The organism is uncultured Limosilactobacillus sp., assembly GCF_934202705.1.
Taxonomy (GTDB): Bacteria; Bacillota; Bacilli; order Lactobacillales; family Lactobacillaceae; genus Limosilactobacillus.
This window is the reverse complement of the sequence record NZ_CAKPYE010000005.1, coordinates 12,542-37,451: the sequence shown is the minus strand read 5'-3', so window position 1 is coordinate 37,451 and position 24,910 is coordinate 12,542. Positions and strand designations below refer to the sequence as shown.

Genomic DNA, 24,910 nt, shown 5'->3' with positions numbered 1-24,910 from the left:
GATTTTGGCGGAAGGATTCAAAAAATGACAGAAATAAGAAACGCAAAAGATGTGAAGCTATTTGCCTTAAATTCCAATCGGCCATTAGCAACAAAGATTGCAAAAAAGTTAGGAATCCCATTGAGTAAATGTACCGTTAGTCATTTTGAAGATGGAGAGATTTCCGTGGTTGTAAACGAGAGCGTGCGAGGACAAGAAGTCTACGTGATTCAGTCCGTTTCTGATCCAGTTAACACCAACCTCATGGAACTATTGATAATGGTTGATGCATTACGTAGGGCTAGTGCAAAGACAATAAATGTGGTAATGCCATATTATGGATATGCACGCCAAGATCGCAAAGCAAGGTCACGTGAACCAATTACAGCAAAGCTAGTCGCAAACTTATTGCAGGATGATAAAGTTGATCGACTGATTACAATTGATTTACATGCACCACAGGTGCAAGGCTTTTTTGACATCCCAGTTGATCATTTACGCGCGGCCATGACTTTTGTAGACTACCTTAATCACCACCACTTGAATCAGAATGTGGTAATTGTGGCTCCTGATCATGCTGGCGTCTCATTGGTACGGCGGTTTGCGGAACATATGGGTGGTGTACCGATTGCCATTGTCGATAAACGAGATAATTCTAATCGACGACATATGGATGAACGGCAGCCGGAAGCATTAATTGGTAATGTAACAGGAAAAGTTGCAATTATTGTGGATGATATTATTGATACTGGCACACGATTGGCAAATTCTGCTGAGTTATTGAAACGAGAAGGGGCTGAAGCAATATATGGCATTGCTACACACCCAGTGCTTTCTGCTGGTGCAGTTAAAAGAGTCGAAAACTCACCAATTACTAAAATGTTGGTAAGTGATTCAATTTTAATTCCACAAGTTAAGCAATCATCAAAATTTGTAGAACTGACGGTTTCTAACTTAATTAAAGAAGCCATCGCTAGGGTTCATAATCAACAATCACTGCAAACATTATTTCATTGATAACAAATAAAAAAGCTTCAAAGTTCAGTTAATCTGAATTTTGAAGCTTTTTAAGCTAACTTAATATGACTTTGAGGATGGGTAAACTTTGCTAACAGTTGAGAAAGCTCAAGACGTCGTTCACTTTGTGGAATGAAGATACCCATTTTCTCCTGATCAAACCCAGTAATCAGTTTGTTGGCATCAAAAATGATGGGATTTTTCAAAATTCGCGGACTAGTTTGAACAGCCTGGGTAAATTCATTAATTGTCACACTTGGGCGATCCATTTTTAGCGATTTGGTATCACGGGAACGAAGTGAAATCAAATCCTCAGTACCGTTTAACGAGATGCTAAGTAGATGGAGAACTTCGTCAGTAGTCAGTGGTTGCTTGTCAATGTTTCTTTCCATTACCGGAATTTGATGATCTTTAAACCAACGGACTGCTTTTCTTTTCGAAGGATCGTTCGTATGAAAATATAGATATACCAATACTTACACCTCGATTACTAAATCATTTATATTAATTCTAACAATATTTGCTTAATAAACGATAATCTCAGTAATTGTTTAATAAAAGTTTATAAAGAGGTTTTGGTTAAATCAATAAAAAAATAACCGAAGCAGCTTTAAAAACTGCTTCGGAATGATAAATAATCGTTGATAGATTAGGATGTTTGCTCATTATTATGAATCATAAAATCTTTAATTGTGGTAACCGAACCTTAGGTTAAATTTTTATTAAGCAACTTAATTATTTGTATTAACTACCTTATTTGACTATGTGTGGGTGGGATTCTGCCAAATTTGACAAGGGACGCTTTCAATCGTAACATCAACGAATCGATTGCCTAACTCGATCCCATCTTTTTGAACAAACTCTAACGAGGTGGTAGTGTAGTGAAATTGATTGGCAGTTAGCAAATGAGCCCATCTAGATTTAGAGATTTTACCAGTTAACAGTAACCAAAGGGTCCAAAGAGTAATTAACCAGTTGTGACGCTCAACAATAAGCAATGATAATTCTGGTTGCAACAGAGATTGGTGCCGTTGCTCTGGTGTACCCTTTACTAAGTGATTGTAGCAACTTGATATAAAAGTATTTGCAAAAAGTAAATGTTGTTGCTTTTCTTGAACCATTAATGAGTAAGGTTGTTGATTATACAAAATCGAACCAGCATTTCGAATAAATGAGAAGGGGCCCATTTTACGATGCCCTTTTTTTTGTTCACTTTGTTTACTTAGTAGCGCGGCATCAAAACCCAGTCCCCAACTATTAATAAAGTATCCCGCTTCATCTTTGATGCTTTCATAGTAGTAGCCAATGTACACGGTTGATTCTTGAGTTGTATGACTTATTTGTTGAAAGGCTTCAATTGGTGTTTCGCTAATATTCAGTGATTTAGCAAATTGGTTTTGCCAACCAGCAGGGATGATTGCGATTGGTAGCTGGTTGATTGTTCGTGGCTTTTTTTTAATGTAAAGACCGTTAATAGCCTCATCAACAGTCCCATCACCACCAACTACTATGACAGTAGTGTTGGAAGACGCTTGAGTAGTTAATTGCTGGGCAATTTCAGTTGCATGACCAGGGTAGCGGGTGAAATTACTGTTGTATTCAATATTATTCGTATCAAGATAATTTTTTAGCTGTGACCAGGTATTCTTTGCTCGTCCTTCATGAGCAGTTGGATTAATGATGAATGAGTAACGCATTAATTATCTTCCCTTCACAAAAGAAAACCGGGGCGAGTAAAACGTCCCGGCTGCCTAGAAAAAGATCTAACTAGAATTTGGTAATTTTAAAATCGGCGTTTTGCTTTTCGTATTCTAGAGATTTTTCATCTAATAATTCAATGTATTCAATATTATATTCAGTGTTATTTTCAACTAACTGACGAGCTTCTGCTTCAGAATTTGCTTCTAAGTATAGTGAACGAGTATTTTCCCGTCGTGGAGTATTTTTTTGGCTAGGTTGGAAATAAACTTTAAAAGTCATAAATATATAAATCTCCTTTAAGTTATTTTAATAACGTTTAAATACCAATCTATTTTAGCACAAAATCACCGAGCTGTCGCCCGAGTGTGGTATCCTGATAATAAATAATTGTGAAGGAAAGTGTCAGAATGTCATTAATTTGGATTGTTATTATTGCAGTAGTCATTGTCTTCCTTATTTACGAGGCAGTTCATCGTTTTTTAATTCGCCGCGCAACGTTAATTGTTCGTCAGCGGGCTCAGTCTGTGACTGATAAAATTGTTTTTCAAGTTCTTAATGAGAGAATTGGATTAGCTAACTGTGATCGACAATCAAGGCTAGTTTCTGATATTTGGGGTAAGGGAGTGCTTTCCTTTGAATATAATGTTAATCTGGCACCCGAAAAACAAGTTGAGATTGCTGGGCTCTCTCGACAAGGATTAGAAGAGCGATTAAATGAATTAGCCAGGCAACAAGCTATTGACTTTTATCCACAGGCTAAGCAGGCGTTTAAAATTACGGATTGGTGGCAAGGAAAAAAACGGTTCCACATGGATGTTACCTATTTAATGAATGAAGCTTCCTTTGAGTATGTCCATGATTTACGAAAATTGCAAGAATCATAAAAAAAGATTGGCACTTTTGAAGTGTCAATCCTTTTTTATCCGAATAGTACCGTATCCTTCGGGGCTTCAAAGGGATGCTCCTTATTAATGTGATCGTAGAAAAGAACTCCGTGGAGATGATCAATTTCATGTTGACAAACAATTGCCGGGTAATGTTTTAAGCGAACCTTATGCGTTTGCCCATCAACATCTTGATATTTTAAGGTAATCCGATCATGCCGAGGAACATATCCAGGGATATCTTTGTCAACGGATAAACAACCTTCACCTTCAGTTAGTGCACCATATTGAACAGATTCACTAACGATTACCGGATTAATGATGACATCTTTGAATTGAGGCTTGCCGCCTTCTTCATCAGCCGGTACCAGTACCGAAGCCATTTGCTTGGAAACTCCAACTTGAGGAGCTGCTAAACCAACTCCTGCACGGAGCCCATATTTTTTGCATTGTTCTGGATCCTGACTGACTTCAAGGTATTCCATTAATTCATGAGCAAAAGTTCGCTCTTCATCTGTTAGGGGAAAAGAAACTTTGGCTGCCCGTTGACGCAGAACAGGGTTACCATCACGCACAATATCCTTCATTAAAAACAACTTTTTTGCCTCCATTCTTCTTTAACATATAAGTCTATCACAAAATAATTTTTGATTACATTAAAACTAAACCGTTCTTCTAAAAATAGGAATGGTAAAATAATAAAAAATAGGGGTGAATTATATGACAAACGATAATTATTCGTATCCGATTGATCCAAGTTGGACTACAAAAGAATTAGAAATAGTGATTAAAATGTTCAATCAGGTTGAGAAAGCGTACGAGGGTGGCGCGAATCGGCAACAACTCTTGAAAGCTTATCAAGATTTCAAACAAGTGGTTCCGGCAAAATCGGAAGAAAAGCAGATTGGTCGAAAGTTTTATGAGGCTAGTGGTTACCAATTATATGATGCTGTAAAAGCAGCCCAGCAAACTGATCACAAAATCATTACACTATCACGGGGGTAGGAGCGGATGCTATTAGAAATTGATCAAAAGATTCAAAAGCTAATGTGGGATGTTCAGAAGCTGACTCGACAACGGATGAAAAAATCATACGATGTTGATCTAAAGACGAGTTATAAAGATTTGGTAACGACCGTAGATAAGGAAAATGAGCAGTATTTAAACCGAAACTTACGTGAGATTGATCCTGAAGCGCAGATTATTAGTGAAGAGGGTTATGGTGATCAAGTTAAGTCAATGGCCGGGCATGTGTTTATTGTTGATCCAATTGATGGAACGATGAACTTTGTTATGCAACACCGAAACTTCGCAATTATGGTTGCTCTATACGTTGATGGACAGCCAACTTATGGTTATATTATGGATGTGATGAATAGCAAACTATATCATGGCGGTAATGGAACAGGTGTCTATGTTAATGAACAGCAAATTAACGCACCGGCCAATAATAACTTACATGACAGCCTAATGGTTGTTAATGCTGGACTAACGATTGATGGTGGTCATAATGTTCGTGAGGTGGAAAGGCAAGCACGTGGATTAAGGATGTACGGCAGTGCTGGGATTGAAATGATTTACGTTATTACTGGCCGAATTGGCGGCTACCTTTCATTCTTAAAGCCTTGGGATTTGGCTGCTGGAATGGTCATGGCCAATGAATTAGGATTAGTTGTGAAAGGAATTGACGAGCCCAAGGTCAATGTGCTATCATCTAACCTTGTATTGGTAGCGACAAAGCAGGTTGCAGATGATGTTCTGGAACTTGTGGATTAGCCGTTGATACTGTGACGAAGGTCACAGTTTTTTTATGAAATGATATTAAACTACTAATTTTGAAAGGAAGATTATGCATGAAATCACGTGATGATATTCGTAACATTGCGATCATTGCACACGTTGACCACGGTAAGACCACTTTACTGAATGAAATGCTAAAGCAATCAGATACTTTGCCAGAACACTTTGATATTCAAGATCGGGCAATGGATACTAACGCTATTGAACGAGAACGTGGAATTACGATTCTCTCAAAGAATACCGCTGTTAAGTATGGAAAGTATCAATTTAACATTTTGGATACTCCAGGGCACGCTGACTTCGGTGGAGAAGTTGAACGTGTTATGAAGATGGTTGATGGTGTTTTACTAGTGGTTGATGCTTTTGAAGGAACGATGCCACAGACACGTTTCGTTTTGAAGAAAGCTTTAGAACAACACTTGACGCCAATCGTTGTTATTAATAAGGTCGACCGAAAAGGAGCTCGTCCTGAAGAGGTTGTTGATGAGGTACTAGACCTATTTATTGAACTAGGAGCAGATGAAGATCAACTGGATTTTCCAGTTATTTACACTTCAGCTATGAATGGGACTTCAAGTTATGATTCTGATGTTTCAACTCAGGAACATACGATGAAGCCGTTGTTTGATACAATTGTTAAAACCATTCCTGCACCAATTGATAATTCTGATGAACCACTTCAATTCCAAGTGGCAATTTTGGACTACAATGATTTTGTTGGTCGAATTGGTATTGGTCGGGTCTTCCGTGGGAAGATTAAGATTGGTGATAACGTTACCTTATTAAAACTTGACGGTTCTAAGAAGAACTTTAGGGTTACAAAATTATTTGGTTTCTTTGGATTGAAACGTGAAGAAATTCAAGAGGCTGAAGCTGGTGACTTAATTGCCGTCTCTGGGATGGAAGATATTAATGTTGGTGAAACGGTTGCAGATCCAAATCATCCTGAAGCCATTACACCATTACGGATTGATCCACCGACATTGCGGATGACTTTCCGAACTAATGATTCACCTTTTGCAGGTCGTGAAGGAAAGTTTGTAACGGCTCGTCAACTGGAAGACCGTTTGAAGCGTGAAATGCAGACTGATGTTTCACTCAAGGTTGAAGATACCGACGATCCAGGTGCATGGACAGTTTCAGGGCGTGGTGAATTGCATTTATCCATTTTAATCGAAACTTTACGGCGTGAAGGTTATGAATTATCAGTATCTCGTCCAGAAGTTATCTATCGTGAAATTGATGGTGTAATGTGTGAACCGTTTGAAGAGGTTCTAGTAGATACACCAGATGAATATACTGGTTCAATCATTGATAGTTTGAACAAGCGGAAGGGTGAAATGAAAAACATGGAACCCGATAACAATGGTCAAACACGGTTAACGTACTTAGTTCCTTCACGTGGATTAATTGGTTATTCAACTGAATTCATGTCAATTACCCGTGGTTATGGGATCATGAGTCATACTTTCGAAAAGTATGCTCCAGTTATTAAGAATTGGAACCCTGGTCGTCAAAAGGGAACTTTAGTTTCAATGAATGCTGGTAAAGCAACAACTTACGCAATGATGGGAATCGAAAGTCGAGGAACATTGTTAATTGATCCAGGTACTGAAGTGTACGAAGGGATGATTGTCGGTGAAAATAGTCGTGAAAATGACATTACCGTAAATATCACCAAAGGTAAGAACTTAACAAACGTGCGTGCGGCTGGTTCTGATGAAATGGCTCGGATTAAGACACCAACTCACTTTACGCTTGAAGAATCACTAGAATTCTTGAATGAAGATGAGTATTGCGAAGTTACACCAGAAAATATTCGGTTACGGAAACAAATCTTGAATACTAACGCTCGTGAAAAAGCTGCTAAGCGTCGTAAAGCAGCGTCACGGAAGTAAATTGATTGTAAATGAGGCTGGGGCAGATTACTCAGCCTCATTTCTTTTGGAATCAAATAACTAGTTATTATAAGTGGTGTATAATATTTTTTGTGAATTTCATTTAGAGTGAGGAAAATAATGCAAAAAGTGTTTAGTAAAATTAAACAATTGGATCCCTGGATCGCTTTTTCCTACATTGGGCTGTGTATCATCGGTGTTATTATGGTGTATTCAGCGAGTGCTGGGATTCAGATGCAAAATGGTGGCTCACCAACTGGATATTTACTACGACAATCCGTATTTGCGGTTGCGGGGATAATTGTAGCCATTGTGAGTTCGTTAATGCGTTTAGAAGCATTGCGATCACCAAAATTACTGATGATTTTTTTCTTGGGTTTATTAGCAATGTTGCTCTTTGTTAAACTCTTTGGAGCTGCAATTAACGGAGCACAAGGTTGGATTAATTTAGGATTTATTAGTATTCAACCAGCTGAAATTGTAAAACTATTTTTGATCGTCTACTTAGCCAATCAATTTGCGCATTATAATGAACAATCCGGAATTTATAGTATTTGGAGTACCCGGTATCCATTAATTATTACCGCACTGTTATTGTTTTTAATCTTAATCCAGCCAGATTTTGGTGGTTTTGCGATCAATAGTGCAATTGTGATTGTAATGTTTTTAGGGAGTGAAATTAACTGGCGAAGTGGGGTGCGGTTATTATTATCCTTTTTAGGAGTAATTGTAATTGGATTACCAATTATTGCACGATTTGTGGTGAATCATTTCCATGGTTATCAAGTAAATCGTTTTGTTGCTTATATTAACCCATTCGGTAACAATAGCGGGGTTGGTAGTCAACTTGTTAATTCATACTATGCCATTTCCAACGGTGGTTTAACTGGTGTCGGGTTGGGTAATAGCATTCAAAAAATGGGGTACCTGCCTGAACCAAATACAGATTTTATTTTGGCTATTATTAGTGAGGAAATGGGATGGCTTATGGTTGCAGTTATCTTAATCCTGATAATGATCATTGTTTGTCGGACAATTCAACTTGGGGTGCGTGTTAATTCTTTATACCAAGCGTTAATTTGTTATGGAGTTGCAACATTTATTGCTGTTGAAACATTCTTTAATATTGGAGGTGTTTCAGGACTCCTGCCGATTACCGGGGTGACTTTACCGTTTATTTCTTATGGTGGTTCCAGTATGTTAGTGTTAAGCGCTGCAGTGGGTTTGGTATTGAATGTGAGTCGACAGTATAAGAAACAACAGTCATAAGTATGAAAGGTGGCATTAAAAGAGTTGTTTAGTATTACAAAACGACAAGGATTAATTATTTATGTTAAGAATGCACATGTTATCCGTCGACTACGCCACTATGGACACGTTATATACTTTTCACGACGATTTCATTATGTGATTTTATATGTTAATCAGACAGAAGTTAATGAAATGAAGGATAAAATCTTAGCGCTCCGCGCCGTTAAAGATGTCCAACTTTCGGAATGGCCTAATATTGACCCAACGGTCTTTCGGTTAACAAATGCTGGTATTTATAAGAAGAATGATGAGGATGAGTAAACGATGCGGGTAATTTCAGGAAAGATTCGGGGACGACGTTTAAATGCTGTTCCTGGGATGGCAACTCGACCAACAACTGATAAAGTTAAAGAATCGTTATTTAATATTATTGGTCCTTATTTTGATGGCGGACAAAGTTTGGATCTTTATGGTGGTAGTGGTGGTTTAAGCATTGAGGCCGTTTCACGCGGAATTGACCATGCCATGATTGTTGATCGTCAATATGCTGCAATCAAAACAATTCAGCGAAATATTTCATTAACCCATTGTGATGATCAATTTACGGTTCTGAAACAAGATGCTCGCAAAGCATTACGTCTATTTGGGGGACAAGGAAAGCAGTTTGATTTAGTATTTTTAGATCCTCCATACGCAAAGCAACAAATCCTTAAAGATATCACGGCGATGGTTGCAGAAGGACTGTTAAGGAAAAATGCTTTAGTTGTTTGTGAGACGAATGGTGAAGCAAACTTACCGCAGAATTTAACTGGCTTTAAGCTATTTCGTCAACATCAATATGGAATTACAGTGCTGACAATTTATCAATTTCAAGGAGATAATGAATAATGAAAGTGGCAATTTTTCCAGGAAGTTTTGACCCATTAACACTGGGACACCTCGATCTAATTAAACGAGGGAGTGCATTGTTTGACCAATTGGCAGTTGCCGTTATGGCTAACGAAAGCAAGCACCCCTTATTTACGCTTGAAGAACGATTAAATCAGGTTAAAGAAGCGGTTTCAGGTTTGGACAATGTTTCAGTCATCACCAGTCAGGGATTAACAGTTGATTTAATGAATAAAATTGGTGCTGATTATCTAATGCGTGGTTTACGTAATTCCAAGGATTTTGAGTATGAGCGAGACATCGCAACGATGAATCAATTTTTAGATGACCAAGTTGAAACAGTGTTTTTCTTAGCAGATCCAAAATATCAACACCTTTCTAGTAGCTTATTAAAAGAAGTTACAATGGCCGGTGGTGATATTTCAGCATATCTTCCTGCAAACATTAATGCTGCCCTTGAGAAGCGGCTTGATGAGCGGCAAATGAGACAGGTGAAGAAACATAATGAAAAGAGAAGATAAACGAATATTAAGTCGGGTATTTGCAATTGTCATAATTATCCTATTTACAGGATGGTTTATTTTTTGGCCCCTAAATAAGTATATTGAAAGTCCGGGAAGCGCAGATAATTTACGATCATACGTTACTGTTCCAGGACATCCTGATAAGAAATCAGGAAGTTTTATGATCACTTCTGTATACTTGCAACAGGCACGACCGGTCACTTATTTATGGGCAAAGGTGACGCCAAATACGACGATTGAGAGTGCCCAAGATGTTACGGGCGGTCAAAGTGGTAAAACTTTTGATCGAGTCCAAAATTTCTATATGCAAAGTGCAATTAACCAGGCAATTGCAGTGGCCTTTAAAGCAGCGGGGAAACCCGTCAAGACGAGTTATCTTGGAATATATGTTCTTCAAGTTCAAAAAGACTCTAAATTTAAGGGTAAGATAAATGTTGGCGATACCATTACGAAAGTTAACGGTCATCATTTTAACACTGCGCATGGGTATCAAAAGTATATTAGTAAACAGAAACTTGGAGCACCATTAACAGTCACTTATTTGCATAATAAAAAGCAACGGACTGCAACTGCACCATTGGTCAAAATTACAAAGTCACGTGTAGGGATTGGAATTATCTTAACTGACAATACAAAGGTTCAGACGACTCCTCAAGTATCAGTTAATCCAGGTAAGCTGGGAGGCCCATCAGGTGGGTTAATGTTTGCTTTACAAATTTATCAACAAATTAGTGGTCATGATTTACGACATGGACAAAAAATTGCCGGAACTGGCACAATTAATGCTGATGGAACCGTCGGTGAAATTGGCGGCATTGACAAGAAAGTTGTTGCAGCGCATCGAGCAGGAGCCAAGGTCTTTTTAGCGCCATATGTGAAACCTTCCAAATTACTTTTAAAATACGAAGAGGGTTATCAAACGAATTATCAAATGGCAAAAGCGACCGCTAAAAAGTATGCGCCGGGAATGAAAGTTGTTCCAGTAACAAGTTTTAAAGATACAGTTAATTATTTAGAGAAACAAGCAAAGTGATGAGTTCAAAAATTCATCACTTTTTTAATGGAAATGATTAGTTTTAACGTTTTTATATACTAGGGGGTGAGAATGATTGACAAAATAAAGGAATTTTGTTGGCTACATTTACGATTTGTCAGTATTAGTATCGGATTAGTCGTTATTTTAACTTGGCTCAGTTGTATTCATTTTTCAAGAATTCAGCATCAACCAACTGATCGACTGCCAGTGAATCAACGATTAACGAAAGCAACAGCAGTAACTACTACTCGTGGCGGTAATTCTAGTAAAGTGTGTGTTGATATTAAGGGGGCAGTTAATCGTCCTGGTGTGTATCATTTAGTAAAAGGATCACGGGTTGAAGAGGCGATCGCTGCTGCCGGTGGTAGTACTAGTCAGGCTGATTTAAATCAAGTTAATTTGGCTAAGGAGTTATTAGATCAACAAGTGATTCAAATCCCTAAAGTTGGTGAGCAGGTAACACAAATGATGGGACCAATGACAGACGGGAATCGTGCTGTAGAGGGGAGTAAGGTTAATTTAAATACGGCTGGTAAAGACGAACTGACAAAAATTGATGGTATTGGCGATAAGAAAGCTGAAAAGATTTTAGAATACCGTAACCAACATGGTGGTTTTAAGACACCGGCCGATTTAAAAAATATCGCTGGCTTTGGCGAAAAAACCGTTGCAAAATTAAAAGATCAGTTGGCGGTCTAATCTGATGTTCGAATAATAATTTGTTATACTTAACAAAGAAAAAAGGAGGAATAACAATGAAAAAGCGGATTGACTGGGATCAATACTTTATGGTTCAAGCCGGCTTAGTGGCCTCACGAGGGACATGCCGTCGACTATCAGTTGGGGCGATTTTAGTACGTGATAAGCGAATTATTGGTAGTGGTTATAATGGTGCGGTTGCTGGTGATGATCATTGTATTGACGTTGGATGTTATATGCGTGATGGTCACTGTGTTCGGACGATTCACGCAGAAATGAATGCGCTTCTACAGTGTGCTAAGTTTGGCACGCCTACTGATGGTGCTGTATTGTATGTCACAGATTTTCCATGCTTACAATGCACGAAAAGTCTTCTGCAAGCAGGAATTAAGCAGATCAATTATTTGCGCAATTACCATAATGATGAATATGCAATGAAATTAATTCGCTTGAAGAAGGTTAAATTAAATCAAATCAGATTAGATCATAATATTTTAGAGGAAGTCAATCTGGATCAATATATTTATCCGGATAATCATTAATCATTTCTGATCACTTTTTCTATGCAGCGGTTGCAGAAGGTTTACTCAGTGCATTTCTTTTAGCTGATCAAAAATGGTGCCTAATCCTGTTGATTATCTTGCTATTAGCATTGGCATACCGAAAACAGAAGTCAACATTAATTTTAGTTTTAATAAGTTTAATGATGGTTGGTGGGGGATGCTACCGAGTAATTAGGAGTGCAAAGTTGCAGACAATTACCGTACCAGTTGAAACCAAACGCTATTTCAAAGTTTTTCCAGACCAAATTCAGCTCAATGGGAATCATTTACGGATGGTTAATAGGGCAGATGATGGACGGAATTATCTTATATCTGCAACACTATCTGATCGGCAAGACTTACGTCAGCTAATGGATACCAAACATCCTCTGTTTGTGGCAATTGAGGGGCATGCTGAATCAATTCAACCAGCGACCAATGAAAACCAATTTAATAGTCAACGTTTTTATTATGCACAAGGGGTGTTCAATTGTCTCCGCGGTAATTGTTCGGTTAAGGGTTCGATTACTCCCCAGGGAATTGACTACCTACATTGCTGGAGACTTTGGCTGATGAATTATTTTAAGACTATGCCAGCCCCGCTTAGTTTGTATTGCAATCGGTTATTACTTGGGATTAGTGATGAAGGATTAGAAAAAACTATTCGGCAAGTTCAGGTTTTAGGAATTATCCATTTGTTTTGCTTATCTGGCCTCCATGTAGCGGTCCTGTGTCGAATCATTCGCAGTCTATTATCAGCGATTAATTTACCACGTGAATGGATTAATTATTGTCAAATGGTCCTGTTACCGGTTTATTGGATAATAGGCGGTGGTTCAGTTAGCTTAACACGAGCTGTTTTAATGATGGAATTTGGATTATTTACTAAAGCTTTTTCCCGATTACGTGGACTCAATGGCTGGTCCATTACTTTGATGTTACATTTAATCTTTTCACCTTCGTTGGCAATGAATTTCGGTGGACAATTGAGTTATTTATTGTCTTTTAGTTTAAGTCGAATTAAATGGCACAATAGATTACGACAAACGGCTGGTTTAACCATTATTAGTTTACCAGTGGTCGTGAATACAACATACCAGATTCATTTACTAACAATGGTCATTAATTGGTTAATGATTCCCATTTTTTCGTTCATCGTTTTACCAACTTTACTGATTTGCGCTTTATGTGGCTGGTTATTTCCAGAACTGGTCTATTTTTGTAACAACGGATTAATGTTGTTTCAACATCTTATTCAGTGGTTAGCTGATTTGCCAGGGGAAGTCGTTATTGGGAAAATAGGTAATCCCTTATCGGCTGTTCTTGTTGTAATGAGTTTGCTAACAGCAGACAGTTTTAAACATCAAAAATTGTTAAGGATCATCATTTTATTAACATATGTGTTCATTTTTTGTTGGCACCGTTTTCCAGTTCAAGGTGAAGTTACATTTTTTGATATTGGGCAAGGCGATTCTATTTTGATTCAAACACCGTTTAATCGTCAGGTAATAATGATTGACACTGGAGGGCGTCCCCAATATCATCGCAAAAATATTCAGAATAGTCACTCATCAATTAATGATGCACAGCGGATCAGTATTAACTATTTAAAGAGCAAAGGGATCAACCAAATTGACGCAATTTTCCTGAGTCACCGTGATACTGATCATATCGGTTATTTAGAAAGTATTTGTCAAGAACTAAAAGTTCAGTTGATTTTAGTACCATCTGGAATGGAAAATTTGTCTTGCTTTAAACGGAAAGTTCCTGCGAACGTTAAAGTTTTACCCGTTACTGATCAATGTGACCTAACTAATCTAAAATTAAAAGTTTTGCATCCGTTTCATTCCGGTAATGGACGTAACGAAGATTCTATGGTTCTTTATGGTATTTTTGGCGGTAAGTCATTTATATTTAGTGGTGATTTAGATCGAGCAGGAGAACGTCAAGTGATCAAGTACTATCCACAGTTAAAGGCAGATATAGTTAAATTAGGCCATCATGGAAGTAAAACTTCAAGTGATCCACATTATTTACGACAATTACACCCTCAATTAGCCATTATCTCAGCAGGTCGACATAATCGGTATGGCCACCCTCACCATGAAACAATCTCAACATTAAAACAGCAGCAAATTTCTTTTTGGTCAACACAAAAGTATGGAATGATAAAGTATAGGTATAGTCATGATAGTGGGAAATTTCAAACAACATTAAAAGGAGATGAGTTTGCTTGGATACAATCAACCTCAAAAAACAATTAAATGACGCTCCGCCAGCCCCGGTATATTTAGTGCTGGGTACACAATCGGTAATGATGACTGAAGCAAAAGAAGCATTTTTAAGCATAATTCCAAAGGAAGAACGGGTGATGAATGTTGGCTCGTATGATTTAGAAGAAGAGTCATTATCATCTGCAATTAATGATGCGATGTCCGCACCATTTTTTGGAGAAAAGCGTTTAGTTTTTTTGAACAAACCGACTTTTTTAACGACAACTGGTGAAAAAGGAAAACTGAAGCAGAACCCTAATCTTTTGAAGGATTATTTGGATCACCCACAGCTAAGTACCGTTTTAGTAGTTATGGCTCCCTATGAAAAGCTTGATGGACGAAAGGGAGTCGTAAAAGATCTAAAAAAGGCTGCAGTGATTGTCGAAGCGCAACCATTAAAAGAGCAAGCGGCACGCGAAAACGTTCAACGTCAAGTTCGTTCTGCTGGTTTTCACTTTGCAGATGGGTCCTTAAATGATTTAGTGGAACGAACTAATGCAGATTACAGCCTAATGGTTGCCAATTTGAAAAAGCTAATGATTCTTAATTATCAGACAAAAGAGATCTCACGAGAAGCTGTTCAAAAATTAGTTCCGCAATCGCTGGATAGTAATGTATTTGATTTGGTCACTGCGGTGTTAAATCATCATCAGAAACGATCGTTAGATTTATATCGTCAGTTATTAGATAGTGAACAACAACCGCTCCAAATTAATGCAGTTCTAGTAAGTCAGTTTCGCCTATTGTTACAGCTGAAGATATTGAGTGCACGTGGGCTTAGCCAGGGGACACTTGCTAACCGATTAAAAGTGCATCCTTATCGAGTAAAACTTGGATTACAAACTGTTCATAAATTTTCATTAATTGACTTAATGAATGCGTATTTAGGACTGGTTAGGTGCGAGCGCGCACTAAAGACGACTAGTCGCTCTCCAGAGTTATTATTCCAACTATTTATGTTGCAATATTCTCAGCAAGTTAAAAAATAAAAGGACCCCGTTAAGAAACGTTTCTTAACGGGGCCCTTTTATTTTGAATATCGAATTAATTACTTAGCATAACGGGCAGAAAGACGTGACTTATCACGAGCTGCCTTGTTAGCCTTGATTAATCCCTTGGCGTGAGCATGGTCAATAGCTGAAATAGCATCCTTGTATAGCTTGTCAAGGTCACCGTCACCAGCTAACTTAGCCTTATCAAACTTCTTGATTGCAGTCCGCATTGCGCTCATTTGTGAAGCGTTACGAGCAGCGGCCTTTTCATTTACACGTACACGTTCAATAGCTGACTTGATAATTGGCATGAATTTCACCTCCGTCCACCTTTGGGTATTGGTTGACCAGAATTTTCAACATTTGTCATTATACAGAATCATCTCTTGTATTGCAACTTTCTTTGAAAATTGAGTAGATAAAATCATTCTGATAGCTTGCGTTTATATTTGATTTCGGTTATATTAACAAAGGCGAGTTAACCAAACCCTTTCTCAGTTTAACGATCCTCACCGACGTTTTACTTAGAAACGGGCAATTTATTATTTGAAAGGTGGGAAAATAGCAATGGCTATTTCAAAAGAAAAAAAGGATACACTTATCAAGCAATACGCAACTCACGAAGGGGACACTGGGTCTACTCAAGTGCAAGTTGCTGTTTTGACTGCTGAAATTAACGAATTGAATGATCACTTGAAGGAACACAAACATGATTACAGTTCCCAACGTGGTTTGATGAAGAAGATCGGACACCGTCGTAACTTACTTGCCTACTTGCGTCGGACTGATTTACCAGCTTATCGTGAATTAATCAAGAGCTTAGGCCTTCGTCGTTAATTTATTTATGAGAACGGACATTGTGTCCGTTCTTTTTTTGTTTGTGCAGAGTTTTCACCTTTTAGATAAATTATGTTATTATAAAATTCAGTAGATTAAGAGTTGAATATTTAGCAACTAACATCCGGTTGGTTGTTTATTAAACTGAAGATTCTAAAACAAAATTGAAGGAGTTTAAATTGAGTAATATTAATGTAATTCCATTTGGCGGTGTCCGCGAAAATGGTAAAAATATGTATGCGGTGGAAATTAATGATCAGATCTTTATTTTGGATTGTGGTTTAAAATATCCAGAAAATGAATTAATGGGAATTGACTTCGTTATTCCTGATTGGTCCTATTTATTAGAGCATAAAGACAAAATTGCGGGGGTTTTCTTAACCCAAGGGCATGCAGATGCAATTGGTGCTTTGCCATATTTTCTGATGGATTTCAGAGTACCAGTATTTGGTAGTCAGCTCACAATTGAATTAGCTAAACTGGCAGTTAAAAATAATAAGCAGGTCAAAAAATTTAATGATTTTCATATTGTTGATCCTGAAACGGAGATTGACTTTGATGGCGTGGTGGTCACTTTCTTTAGTACTACGCACACGATTCCACAAACTTTAGGAATTGTTCTTCACACTGACGAGGGAAATATTGTTTATACTGGGGATTTTAAGTTTGACCAGACAGCCCACGGCGACTATCGAACTGATCTTTCTCAATTAGCTAAAATTGGGGATGAAGGTGTCCTTTTACTGATGAGTGATTCTGCTGGAGCGGCGATTACAGGAGCAAGTACCAAGGAAAAGGATATTGCTGAGTACATTCGTGACACGTTTGATAACTATGCGGGAAGAATTGTTGTCGGGAGTGTTGCATCGAATATTATGCGGGTTCAACAGATATTAGATGCAGCTGAGCAAACTGGACGCAAAGTTGTTTTATCTGGAAGCGACATTGAACAAATTATTGATACTGCAATGAAGTTTGGTGAAATTAAGGTTTCAAAAAATACATTAATTTCGTTAGACGAGGCGGCAGATTTACAGCCGAATGAAGTCGTTATTTTGGTAACCGGTCGAATGGGTGAACCACTCAAAGCTTTGAATGATATCGCAAATGGGGATGACCCTGATATTCAATTGGGTGAAAACGACCTAGCGTTTGTTACGACGACACCTTCATATGCAATGGAAACAATGGAGCAAAAAGTTACGGATGCACTTTACCGTGCGGGCGCTGATGTTAAATTTATTTCACAGGATTTGAACCCATCTGGACATGCTAATCAAAACGATGAGCAACTAATGTTGAATTTCATGCACCCTAAATTTTTGATGCCAATTCAGGGTGAGTATCGTTTACTTGACCAACATGCAATTTTGGCAGAAGAAGTTGGAATTCCACGCGAAAATGTTTTTATTGTAAATAAAGGGGACGTCCTGACGCTAAAAGATGGAGAGTTTCATATAGGCGAGCATATCGAAGTTGGCAATACGATGATTGATGGAACTGGAATTGGTGACATTGGTAACATTGTTTTGCGTGATCGAAGGATTCTTTCTGAAGATGGAATTTTTGTAGTGGTTGCAACAATTGATCGCAAAAATAAAAAAATTGTTACTCGTCCACAAATAACTTCACGGGGATTTGTTTTTGTAAAAACTAATCGTGAATTAATGAAGCAAAGTGCTGATTTAGTTGAAAAAGTAATCCAAGAAGACCTGGACCAAAAAGAGTTTGATTGGAGCCATTTAAAGCAAAACGTTCGTGAAAAATTAAACCGGTTCTTGTTTAATCAAACTAAACGGCATCCAGTGATTTTGCCAGTAATTATGGAGATAAATCAACATCCAAAGAAGAAAAATCATTCTAAAAAGAAGGAAGAGTCAGCTGATAGTCGTAATCAAAAGCCACGCTCAGGACGTGGTCGTGGTAGAAAGAGTAATCGTCAGCAAAAATAAAAAAGCGGGACTAGGTCTTTGAATGGACTAGTCCCGTTTTGAGGTATTTAATATGGATAAGGATTACGAAAAACTAATTAAAGAAAATAAGAATTTATTAAAGCAAGCTAATTATGAGGAGGTAATTGACCAATTATCAACAGTTTGTCAGAAGCACACTCCGTGGCAAGTGAATCGTTTGTATGTTGAAGCGCTTTATCGACAAAAACAATTTACTCGTGCATATAATGAGGCACAAGCCTATGAAACAGAATATCTTAATAATGATATTAGCTTTTGGGTTGAAATTCTTTTGGCAAATCAGTTATTTATCCCGGCGCGACTAGTCGCTAATCAGAAGATGTCTTCAAGCACAGAAGGGCTGTTATCGAGAATTAGGGATGTAGAAACGGCTGTGGAAACTCGGCAAGCAGCAACTATTCAAAAGGTTTTTAAAAATTTTTACCATTTAGGCGATCAACCTGAGTGGAAGCAGCAAGAGATCATTAATGAAGCGGATCATTTACCGATTGACAAATATCTGCAAGCGACAAAGTTCATTATAAGAGATCCATTTGTGGGAATTATCATTCGAAATATGCTTTTGAAGACGTTAGCAGCGTTAGACTACGGTCAGTCTGTGATATACATTGGAGTGGATCAGAAGGAACATGAAGTCATTCCTAATAAAATACAAAATCAACAATACCAAAACATTAATGAAGTAGTTAAAAAGAAAATTTTAGAAAAATTTGCTCAAGATCCGATTGATGCAAAAAACTATCTTCAACAGTTTCGGCTTCAAAAAATTTGCCTATATCCATTAATGACAACCATTATTTCAGATCCCGAGCAATGGGTGAAAGTTTTGGTCGATGGAGAATCAGGAAGTGATTCTCCGACAATAAAAAGAATTGCCAAGTGGCAGAAATTAATTCAAGAAAGCCTCATTATTCGACAATAATTTAGAAAAAAAGTGTTAAAGACGTTTACAAATTAAAAATGAGCTGATATTATGATTAAGAATTCTTCTAGAGCGTAATTTAATGCTTTAAATCAAAGCCTAGAAGTAGTACAATTGTAGCAAGGGTGTGTCGGAGTAACTCCGGCATGATACTTGCATATTATTTCAGGAGGGTTTCATTAATGGCAGAAAAAGAACATTATGAACGTACTAAACCCCATGTTAACATTGGTACTATTGGCCACGTTGACCATGGGAAGACTACTTTAACAGCTGCTATCACTAAGGTATTGGCTGAAAAGGGTCTGGCTAAGCAAGAAAAGTTTGAAGATATTGATGCTGCACCAGAAGAAAAGGAACGTGGTATCACTATCAACACAGCCCACGTTGAATACGAAACTGAAAAGCGTCACTATGCACACATTGATGCGCCAGGACACGCTGACTACGTTAAGAACATGATCACTGGGGCTGCACAAATGGATGGTGCAATCTTGGTTGTTGCTGCGGATGATGGTCCTATGCCACAAACTCGTGAACACATTCTTCTTGCTCGTCAAGTTGGTGTTGAATACATTGTTGTATTCCTTAACAAGTGTGACCTTGTTGATGATGACGAATTGATCGACTTGGTTGAAATGGAAGTTCGTGACCTGTTGTCAGAATATGACTTCCCTGGTGATGATATTCCTGTTGTTCGTGGTTCTGCTTTGAAGGCACTTCAAGGTGATCCAGAACAAGAAAAGGTTATCCTTCACTTAATGGATGTTATTGATGATTACATTCCAACTCCAAAGCGTCCTACAGACAAGCCATTCATGATGCCTGTTGAAGACGTCTTTACTATCACTGGTCGTGGTACTGTTGCTTCTGGTCGTATTGACCGTGGTACTGTTAAGATTGGTGACGAAGTTGAAATTGTTGGTCTTAAGGATGACGTTCTTAAGTCAACCGTTACTGGTGTTGAAATGTTCCACAAGACTCTTGACCTTGGTGAAGCCGGGGATAATGTCGGTGTACTTCTTCGTGGTATCTCACACGATCAAGTTGAACGTGGTCAAGTATTGGCTGCTCCAGGTTCAATTCAAACTCACAAGAAGTTCAAGGGTGAAGTTTATGTTATGACCAAGGAAGAAGGGGGACGTCATACTCCATTCTTCTCAGATTACCAACCACAATTCTACTTCCACACAACTGATGTTACTGGTAAGATTGAATTACCAGATGGTGTAGAAATGGTTATGCCTGGTGATAACGTAACATTCACTGTTGAATTACAAAAGCCAGTTGCTCTTGAAAAGGGTCTTAAGTTCACTATTCGTGAAGGTGGACACACTGTTGGTGCCGGTGTGGTATCAGAAGTGCTTGACTAATTCAAGATTTTAAAGAGCCTAGATTTTTAGGCTCTTTTTTGTTTGTCACTGTGTCAAATCCTGTTGATGCAAGCTAATAAGGACAGTACTAAGTTTTTAAACTTGGTGCTGTTTTTTGTTTTTCATCATTGGTAAGTTAATCTTTGCTATCAAGTGATGAAGTTCCACAGTTTGAAAGCCTTGCGCTGAATTTGCTTAATCATCCGGTTGGTACCTGCTAATGAGTCATTAGCTTATTAAGTTAGAAAATGACTTGGCTAATCGTTGTTGATTGTGAAGAGTTAGATAATTCATAATATTATGTATCACAACGTAGTGATATTTAGTTTTGGATGATAATTGATCATGATTTGATAACTCACGAGGAGTTTTTAGCTAACAAGATCTTAGTGGTTGAAATTAGTACTTTTCTACGTTAAAATTATAAAGTATGATGTTTGCTAGTCCTTAGGGACTAGCTTAATAAGATGTTATTGGAGGAAATGAAATGTCAGCAAAATGGGAACGCGATAGCGAAGCCAGCAAAGGGACATTAACGTTCGATATTGATGTAGAAACCATTCAAAAAGGAATTAATGATGCTTTTAAGAAGACTCAAAAGCGAATCACAGTTCCTGGATTTCGAAAAGGTCATGTACCACGGGCAATTTTTAATCAAATGTATGGTGAAGAGTCATTGTATCAAGATGCTCTAAACGATGTTTTGCCTGATGCCTATGAAGCGGCAATTAAGGAAACAGAAATTGAACCAGTTGATCAACCTCAAATCAGCATTGAAAGTATGGAAAAGGGTGAACCTTGGACAATTAAAGCTGAAGTTGCTGTGAAGCCTGAAGTTAAATTAGGTGATTATAAGGGGATGTCAGTTCCAAAGCAGGATACTGAAGTTTCCGATGCAGATGTTGATGCAGAATTAGAGAATAAACGTCAGCAACAGGCGGAATTAGTATTGAAGGAAGATCAACCAGCAGCTAACGGTGATACGGTCGTAATCGACTACGTTGGAACGGTTGATGGTGAAAAGTTTGATGGTGGTTCTGCTGATAACTACTCTCTAGAACTTGGTTCAGGATCGTTTATTCCTGGTTTTGAAGATCAATTAGTTGGTCACAAAGCAGATGAAGACGTTGATGTAAAGGTTACTTTCCCAGAAGATTACCATGCAAAGAATTTAGCAGGCAAGGAAGCAGTCTTTAATGTAAAAATTCATGAAGTTAAGGAAAAGCAACTTCCTGAACTTGACGATGAATTCGCTAAGGATGTCGATGAAGATGTTGATACTCTTGATGCATTAAAGGATAAAACTAAGAAGCAACTTCAAGAACAAAAAGAAGAAGCTGCAAAGTCAGCAATTGAGGATGCTGCAATCGAAGCTGCTGTTAAGAATGCTGAAATCGAAGACATTCCTCAAGCAATGCTTGATCAAGATACTGACCGTCAAGTCCAACAATACCTGGCCGGAATGCAACAACAAGGAATTAACCCACAGATGTACTTCCAAATTACAGGGACTTCACAAGATGACTTGAAGAAGCAATTTGCTAATGATGCTGATAAGCGGGTTAAGACGAACTTAGTTCTTGAAGCAATTGTTAAGGATGCTAACTTAACAGCTTCTGACGATGACATTAAGAAGGAAATTAGCGATTTAGCTAAGCAATTCGGAATGGAAGAAGATGCCATCGAAAAGAGCTTAACAAAAGACATGTTAGCTCATGATATTGAAATTAAAAAAGCAGTGGACTTAGTTGCTGATTCTGCAAAGCAAGATTTACCAGCTAAGAAGGAAGACGACAAGTAATTGTCGACCACTGTAAAATCTCATTAAAAGAAGGGAGTTGTAACAAAATAAATGTTACACCCCTTTTTTATATATTTATTGATATTTGGAGGTTAGCGAATGTTCGAAGATACGACAGAACAAAATATCCATTGTTCATTTTGCGGTAAATCTCAAGATGAAGTAAAAAAAATTGTTGCCGGACCTGGTGTCTATATCTGTAATGAATGTGTCGAACTTTGTTCTGAAATCATTAAACAGGAGTTGGCAGAGGATCGAGCTAATAGTGGTACCTTTAAAGTGCCAACGCCCGCAGAAATTATGGATCAACTTGACGATTATGTAATTGGCCAAGGTGAAGCCAAAAAGACGCTTGCAGTTGCGGTTTATAATCACTATAAACGTGTTAATGCTATGGTTACTGGTGATAATAATGATACTGAACTTCAAAAATCGAATATTGCTGTAATTGGACCAACCGGTTCAGGAAAGACCTATTTAGCTCAGTCACTTGCTCGGATTTTAAATGTTCCGTTTGCAATCGCTGATGCAACCACATTGACCGAAGCAGGATACGTTGGCGAAGATGTTGAAAACATAATTTTGAAACTCTTACAGGCTGCTGACTATGATGTTGAACGAGCTGAAAAGGGCATTATTTATATCGATGAAATCGATAAAATTGCTAAAAAGAGCGAAAATGTTTCTATCACACGTGATGTTTCTGGTGAAGGAGTTCAACAAGCCTTATTGAAAATTCTTGAAGGGACGATTGCAAATGTTCCGCCACAGGGAGGTCGAAAGCATCCTCAGCAAGAATTTATTCAAGTTGATACTAAAAACATTCTTTTTATTGTCGGTGGTGCCTTTGATGGAATTGAGTCCATCGTGAAGGAACGGCTTGGCGACAAAACGATTGGTTTTGGAACCGATTCTAAAGAAGCTGATCAAGTTAACGAAAAAAACATTCTACAACATGTCATTCCCGAAGATTTACTTAAATTTGGGTTAATTCCAGAATTTATTGGACGACTACCTGTTATGACTGCGTTAGAAAAGTTAGATGAAAATGATTTGGTACGAATTTTAACGGAACCGAAAAATGCTCTTGTTAAACAGTATCAAGAATTGATTCGGCTAGATGGTAGTAAGTTACGATTTACTGATGGTGCATTACGTGAAATGGCGAAGTTAGCAATTGCTCGTAATACAGGTGCTCGTGGGTTACGTTCCATTATTGAAGGAGTAATGCGGGATGTAATGTTTGACTTGCCGAGTCGTCAGGACGTGACTGAAGTTGTAATTGATAAAAACTGTGTTGAGAATCATACGGAACCGCGTTACGTGTTAAAAGATGATCAAGCGTCATAAAGAAAAGTACGAGGCTAAATAAATGAATGTGAATCATGTTGATTTAACCATTAGTGCTGTTCGCCCTGATCAGTACCCAATTACCGATTACCCAGAAATTGCCTTAGTTGGTCGATCTAATGTTGGAAAATCTTCACTAACTAATACTTTAATTAACCGGAAAAATTTTGCACATACCTCTAGTCAACCTGGTAAAACGCAGACTCTAAACTTTTATAATGTGGAAGATCAACTTTATTTTGTTGATGTGCCTGGTTATGGCTATGCCAAGGTTTCCAAGAAGCAACGTGAAGAATTTGGACAAATGATTGAGAATTATTTAACACAACGTAAGCAATTACGTGGTGTGATTATGCTGGTGGATGGTCGCCATGCGCCAACAGCAGACGATGTTCAGATGTATCAATGGCTTGCTTACTATGAGTTACCCATTTTGGTTGTTGCAACAAAAATTGATAAGGTCAAACCAAGTCAGTTTACAAAAGTAAAAAAAGTTGTTAAAGAAAAACTTAATTTTCAAGGCCAGCAGCCGATGGTTGTTTTTTCAGCAGTGTCGAAACGTGGTAAAGACGACGTATGGCGTTGGATTGAAGAGAAAACGGGGGTTAATTGATGGAGTTTAATGATTATCAAGAAGCTGCTAAGCGCACGTTATATGGGAATGAACAAGTTTTAACGAATTGTGCGTTAGGCTTAGCGGGCGAAACTGGGCAAGTTGTAGATTTGGTTAAAAATTATACTTTTAAAGGAAAAACGTTAAATCGTGAAGAATTAATACATGAAATGGGTGATGTGCTTTGGTACTTATCTCAAGTTGCTGAGTGGGCTGATATTTCTTTTGATGAAGTTGCTCAGACTAATATTAATACTTTAAATAAACGTTACCCGCATGGTTTTAAAATTGAAAACTAAAAAATAAGGATTGATCACCTTTAATAGTGTCAATCCTTATTACTTTTTGACTTTTTCTTATCGGTTTGTTTTGCAGTGGCGTTTTTTTCCTTTTGAGCCTTTTTAGGATCAATTGCTAGGTTTTCAAATAGCTTATCTAATTGATCACTACGACGAGTAACCAGTCCCATAACTTCACTTCCTTTATTGATAATGTCAGTATACCATATTATTACTGCATATTGTTTGAATAATAACTGCAAATATCGAAAATATATT

28 protein-coding genes are annotated in these 24,910 nt (G+C 37.8%); 22 read left to right on the top strand and 6 right to left on the bottom strand.

Going from position 1 to position 24,910, the window contains the following annotated elements; genetic code table 11:
• Positions 1 to 24: 24 nt before the first annotated feature.
• Entirely contained in the window at positions 25 to 996 is a 972-nt protein-coding gene (locus Q0C76_RS04180) for a ribose-phosphate pyrophosphokinase (RefSeq protein ID WP_295730107.1), read from the top strand.
• A gap of 50 nt (positions 997 to 1,046) precedes the next feature.
• On the opposite strand, the gene Q0C76_RS04175 is transcribed toward Q0C76_RS04180, so the two are convergent.
• From Q0C76_RS04175 to Q0C76_RS04165, 3 genes are all read right to left on the bottom strand, one after another.
• A complete protein-coding gene (locus Q0C76_RS04175; RefSeq protein WP_295730105.1) occupies positions 1,047 to 1,469 on the bottom strand; it encodes an ArsC/Spx/MgsR family protein in 423 nt (140 codons plus the stop codon).
• A 288-nt stretch (positions 1,470 to 1,757) separates the two neighbouring features.
• Positions 1,758 to 2,693, bottom strand: a complete 936-nt coding sequence (locus tag Q0C76_RS04170; protein ID WP_295730103.1) for a diacylglycerol kinase family protein — start codon at positions 2,691 to 2,693, stop codon at positions 1,758 to 1,760.
• A 70-nt stretch (positions 2,694 to 2,763) separates the two neighbouring features.
• Positions 2,764 to 2,976: a DNA-directed RNA polymerase subunit epsilon gene (locus Q0C76_RS04165; protein ID WP_295730100.1), complete on the bottom strand. Its 213-nt coding sequence runs from the start codon at positions 2,974 to 2,976 to the stop codon at positions 2,764 to 2,766.
• Positions 2,977 to 3,104: 128 nt separating this feature from the next.
• Between Q0C76_RS04165 and Q0C76_RS04160 the strand changes: the two genes are divergently transcribed.
• Positions 3,105 to 3,581, top strand: coding sequence for a hypothetical protein (locus tag Q0C76_RS04160; protein WP_295730097.1), 477 nt, complete (start codon positions 3,105 to 3,107; stop codon positions 3,579 to 3,581).
• A gap of 35 nt (positions 3,582 to 3,616) precedes the next feature.
• Here the strand turns inward: Q0C76_RS04160 and def are convergent, their stop codons facing one another.
• A complete protein-coding gene (gene def / locus Q0C76_RS04155; protein ID WP_295730095.1) occupies positions 3,617 to 4,177 on the bottom strand; it encodes a peptide deformylase in 561 nt (186 codons plus the stop codon).
• Positions 4,178 to 4,301: 124 nt separating this feature from the next.
• On the opposite strand from def, the gene Q0C76_RS04150 reads away from it, so the two are divergent.
• From Q0C76_RS04150 to holA, 12 genes are all read left to right on the top strand, one after another.
• Positions 4,302 to 4,586, top strand: a complete 285-nt coding sequence (locus Q0C76_RS04150; RefSeq protein WP_295730092.1) for a UPF0223 family protein — start codon at positions 4,302 to 4,304, stop codon at positions 4,584 to 4,586.
• 6 nt (positions 4,587 to 4,592) lie between these two features.
• Positions 4,593 to 5,357, top strand: coding sequence for an inositol monophosphatase family protein (locus Q0C76_RS04145; protein WP_295730090.1), 765 nt, complete (start codon positions 4,593 to 4,595; stop codon positions 5,355 to 5,357).
• Between the two features lie 77 nt (positions 5,358 to 5,434).
• On the top strand, positions 5,435 to 7,279 hold the full coding sequence (gene typA, locus Q0C76_RS04140) for a translational GTPase TypA (RefSeq protein ID WP_295730088.1): 1,845 nt from the start codon (positions 5,435 to 5,437) through the stop codon (positions 7,277 to 7,279).
• A 120-nt stretch (positions 7,280 to 7,399) separates the two neighbouring features.
• Positions 7,400 to 8,548 carry an FtsW/RodA/SpoVE family cell cycle protein gene (locus Q0C76_RS04135; protein WP_295730086.1) on the top strand — a complete coding sequence of 383 codons (1,149 nt, stop codon included), beginning with the start codon at positions 7,400 to 7,402 and terminating at the stop codon, positions 8,546 to 8,548.
• Positions 8,549 to 8,572: 24 nt separating this feature from the next.
• Positions 8,573 to 8,851, top strand: a complete 279-nt coding sequence (locus tag Q0C76_RS04130; RefSeq protein WP_295730084.1) for a YlbG family protein — start codon at positions 8,573 to 8,575, stop codon at positions 8,849 to 8,851.
• 3 nt (positions 8,852 to 8,854) lie between these two features.
• The gene (gene rsmD, locus Q0C76_RS04125) at positions 8,855 to 9,418 is read left to right on the top strand and encodes a 16S rRNA (guanine(966)-N(2))-methyltransferase RsmD (RefSeq protein ID WP_295730082.1); all 564 of its coding nucleotides are present in this window, start codon (positions 8,855 to 8,857) and stop codon (positions 9,416 to 9,418) included.
• Positions 9,418 to 9,939 (top strand): pantetheine-phosphate adenylyltransferase, encoded by a 522-nt coding sequence (gene coaD / locus Q0C76_RS04120; protein ID WP_295730079.1) that lies wholly within the window; start codon positions 9,418 to 9,420, stop codon positions 9,937 to 9,939. The genes rsmD and coaD overlap by 1 nt, the downstream gene beginning before the upstream one ends.
• A complete protein-coding gene (locus Q0C76_RS04115; RefSeq protein WP_295730076.1) occupies positions 9,923 to 10,975 on the top strand; it encodes a SepM family pheromone-processing serine protease in 1,053 nt (350 codons plus the stop codon). Before coaD ends, Q0C76_RS04115 begins: the two co-directional genes overlap by 17 nt.
• Positions 10,976 to 11,047: 72 nt before the next feature.
• Complete coding sequence (locus Q0C76_RS04110; protein WP_295730072.1) at positions 11,048 to 11,677, top strand: helix-hairpin-helix domain-containing protein; 630 nt, start codon at positions 11,048 to 11,050, stop codon at positions 11,675 to 11,677.
• A gap of 56 nt (positions 11,678 to 11,733) precedes the next feature.
• Positions 11,734 to 12,219 carry a ComE operon protein 2 gene (locus Q0C76_RS04105; protein WP_295730069.1) on the top strand — a complete coding sequence of 162 codons (486 nt, stop codon included), beginning with the start codon at positions 11,734 to 11,736 and terminating at the stop codon, positions 12,217 to 12,219.
• Positions 12,220 to 12,425: 206 nt separating this feature from the next.
• Positions 12,426 to 14,483, top strand: coding sequence for a DNA internalization-related competence protein ComEC/Rec2 (locus Q0C76_RS04100; RefSeq protein ID WP_295730066.1), 2,058 nt, complete (start codon positions 12,426 to 12,428; stop codon positions 14,481 to 14,483).
• Positions 14,453 to 15,481: a DNA polymerase III subunit delta gene (gene holA, locus Q0C76_RS04095; protein ID WP_295730064.1), complete on the top strand. Its 1,029-nt coding sequence runs from the start codon at positions 14,453 to 14,455 to the stop codon at positions 15,479 to 15,481. Before Q0C76_RS04100 ends, holA begins: the two co-directional genes overlap by 31 nt.
• A gap of 59 nt (positions 15,482 to 15,540) precedes the next feature.
• Here holA and rpsT read toward each other — a convergent pair whose 3' ends face one another.
• Positions 15,541 to 15,795, bottom strand: coding sequence for a 30S ribosomal protein S20 (gene rpsT, locus Q0C76_RS04090; RefSeq protein WP_295730061.1), 255 nt, complete (start codon positions 15,793 to 15,795; stop codon positions 15,541 to 15,543).
• Positions 15,796 to 16,051: 256 nt separating this feature from the next.
• Here rpsT and rpsO point away from each other — a divergent pair, with 256 nt between their 5' ends.
• The 8 genes from rpsO (at position 16,052) to Q0C76_RS04050 (ending at position 24,652) form a co-directional block, all read left to right on the top strand.
• The gene (gene rpsO / locus Q0C76_RS04085; protein ID WP_295730060.1) at positions 16,052 to 16,321 is read left to right on the top strand and encodes a 30S ribosomal protein S15; all 270 of its coding nucleotides are present in this window, start codon (positions 16,052 to 16,054) and stop codon (positions 16,319 to 16,321) included.
• Positions 16,322 to 16,500: 179 nt separating this feature from the next.
• Positions 16,501 to 18,273 (top strand): ribonuclease J, encoded by a 1,773-nt coding sequence (locus Q0C76_RS04080; RefSeq protein WP_295730057.1) that lies wholly within the window; start codon positions 16,501 to 16,503, stop codon positions 18,271 to 18,273.
• 52 nt (positions 18,274 to 18,325) lie between these two features.
• Positions 18,326 to 19,216 (top strand): hypothetical protein, encoded by an 891-nt coding sequence (locus Q0C76_RS04075; protein ID WP_295730054.1) that lies wholly within the window; start codon positions 18,326 to 18,328, stop codon positions 19,214 to 19,216.
• A 182-nt stretch (positions 19,217 to 19,398) separates the two neighbouring features.
• The gene (gene tuf / locus Q0C76_RS04070; protein ID WP_006915794.1) at positions 19,399 to 20,589 is read left to right on the top strand and encodes an elongation factor Tu; all 1,191 of its coding nucleotides are present in this window, start codon (positions 19,399 to 19,401) and stop codon (positions 20,587 to 20,589) included.
• A gap of 487 nt (positions 20,590 to 21,076) precedes the next feature.
• Entirely contained in the window at positions 21,077 to 22,390 is a 1,314-nt protein-coding gene (gene tig / locus Q0C76_RS04065) for a trigger factor (protein WP_295730050.1), read from the top strand.
• Positions 22,391 to 22,489: 99 nt separating this feature from the next.
• Positions 22,490 to 23,740, top strand: a complete 1,251-nt coding sequence (clpX, locus tag Q0C76_RS04060; RefSeq protein WP_295730047.1) for an ATP-dependent Clp protease ATP-binding subunit ClpX — start codon at positions 22,490 to 22,492, stop codon at positions 23,738 to 23,740.
• 22 nt (positions 23,741 to 23,762) lie between these two features.
• The gene (yihA, locus tag Q0C76_RS04055) at positions 23,763 to 24,353 is read left to right on the top strand and encodes a ribosome biogenesis GTP-binding protein YihA/YsxC (RefSeq protein WP_295730044.1); all 591 of its coding nucleotides are present in this window, start codon (positions 23,763 to 23,765) and stop codon (positions 24,351 to 24,353) included.
• Complete coding sequence (locus tag Q0C76_RS04050; RefSeq protein WP_295730041.1) at positions 24,353 to 24,652, top strand: nucleoside triphosphate pyrophosphohydrolase family protein; 300 nt, start codon at positions 24,353 to 24,355, stop codon at positions 24,650 to 24,652. Before yihA ends, Q0C76_RS04050 begins: the two co-directional genes overlap by 1 nt.
• Before the next feature lie 29 nt (positions 24,653 to 24,681).
• Here Q0C76_RS04050 and Q0C76_RS04045 read toward each other — a convergent pair whose 3' ends face one another.
• Positions 24,682 to 24,822 carry an SPJ_0845 family protein gene (locus tag Q0C76_RS04045; RefSeq protein ID WP_295730038.1) on the bottom strand — a complete coding sequence of 47 codons (141 nt, stop codon included), beginning with the start codon at positions 24,820 to 24,822 and terminating at the stop codon, positions 24,682 to 24,684.
• Between the last annotated feature and the right edge of the window lie 88 nt (positions 24,823 to 24,910).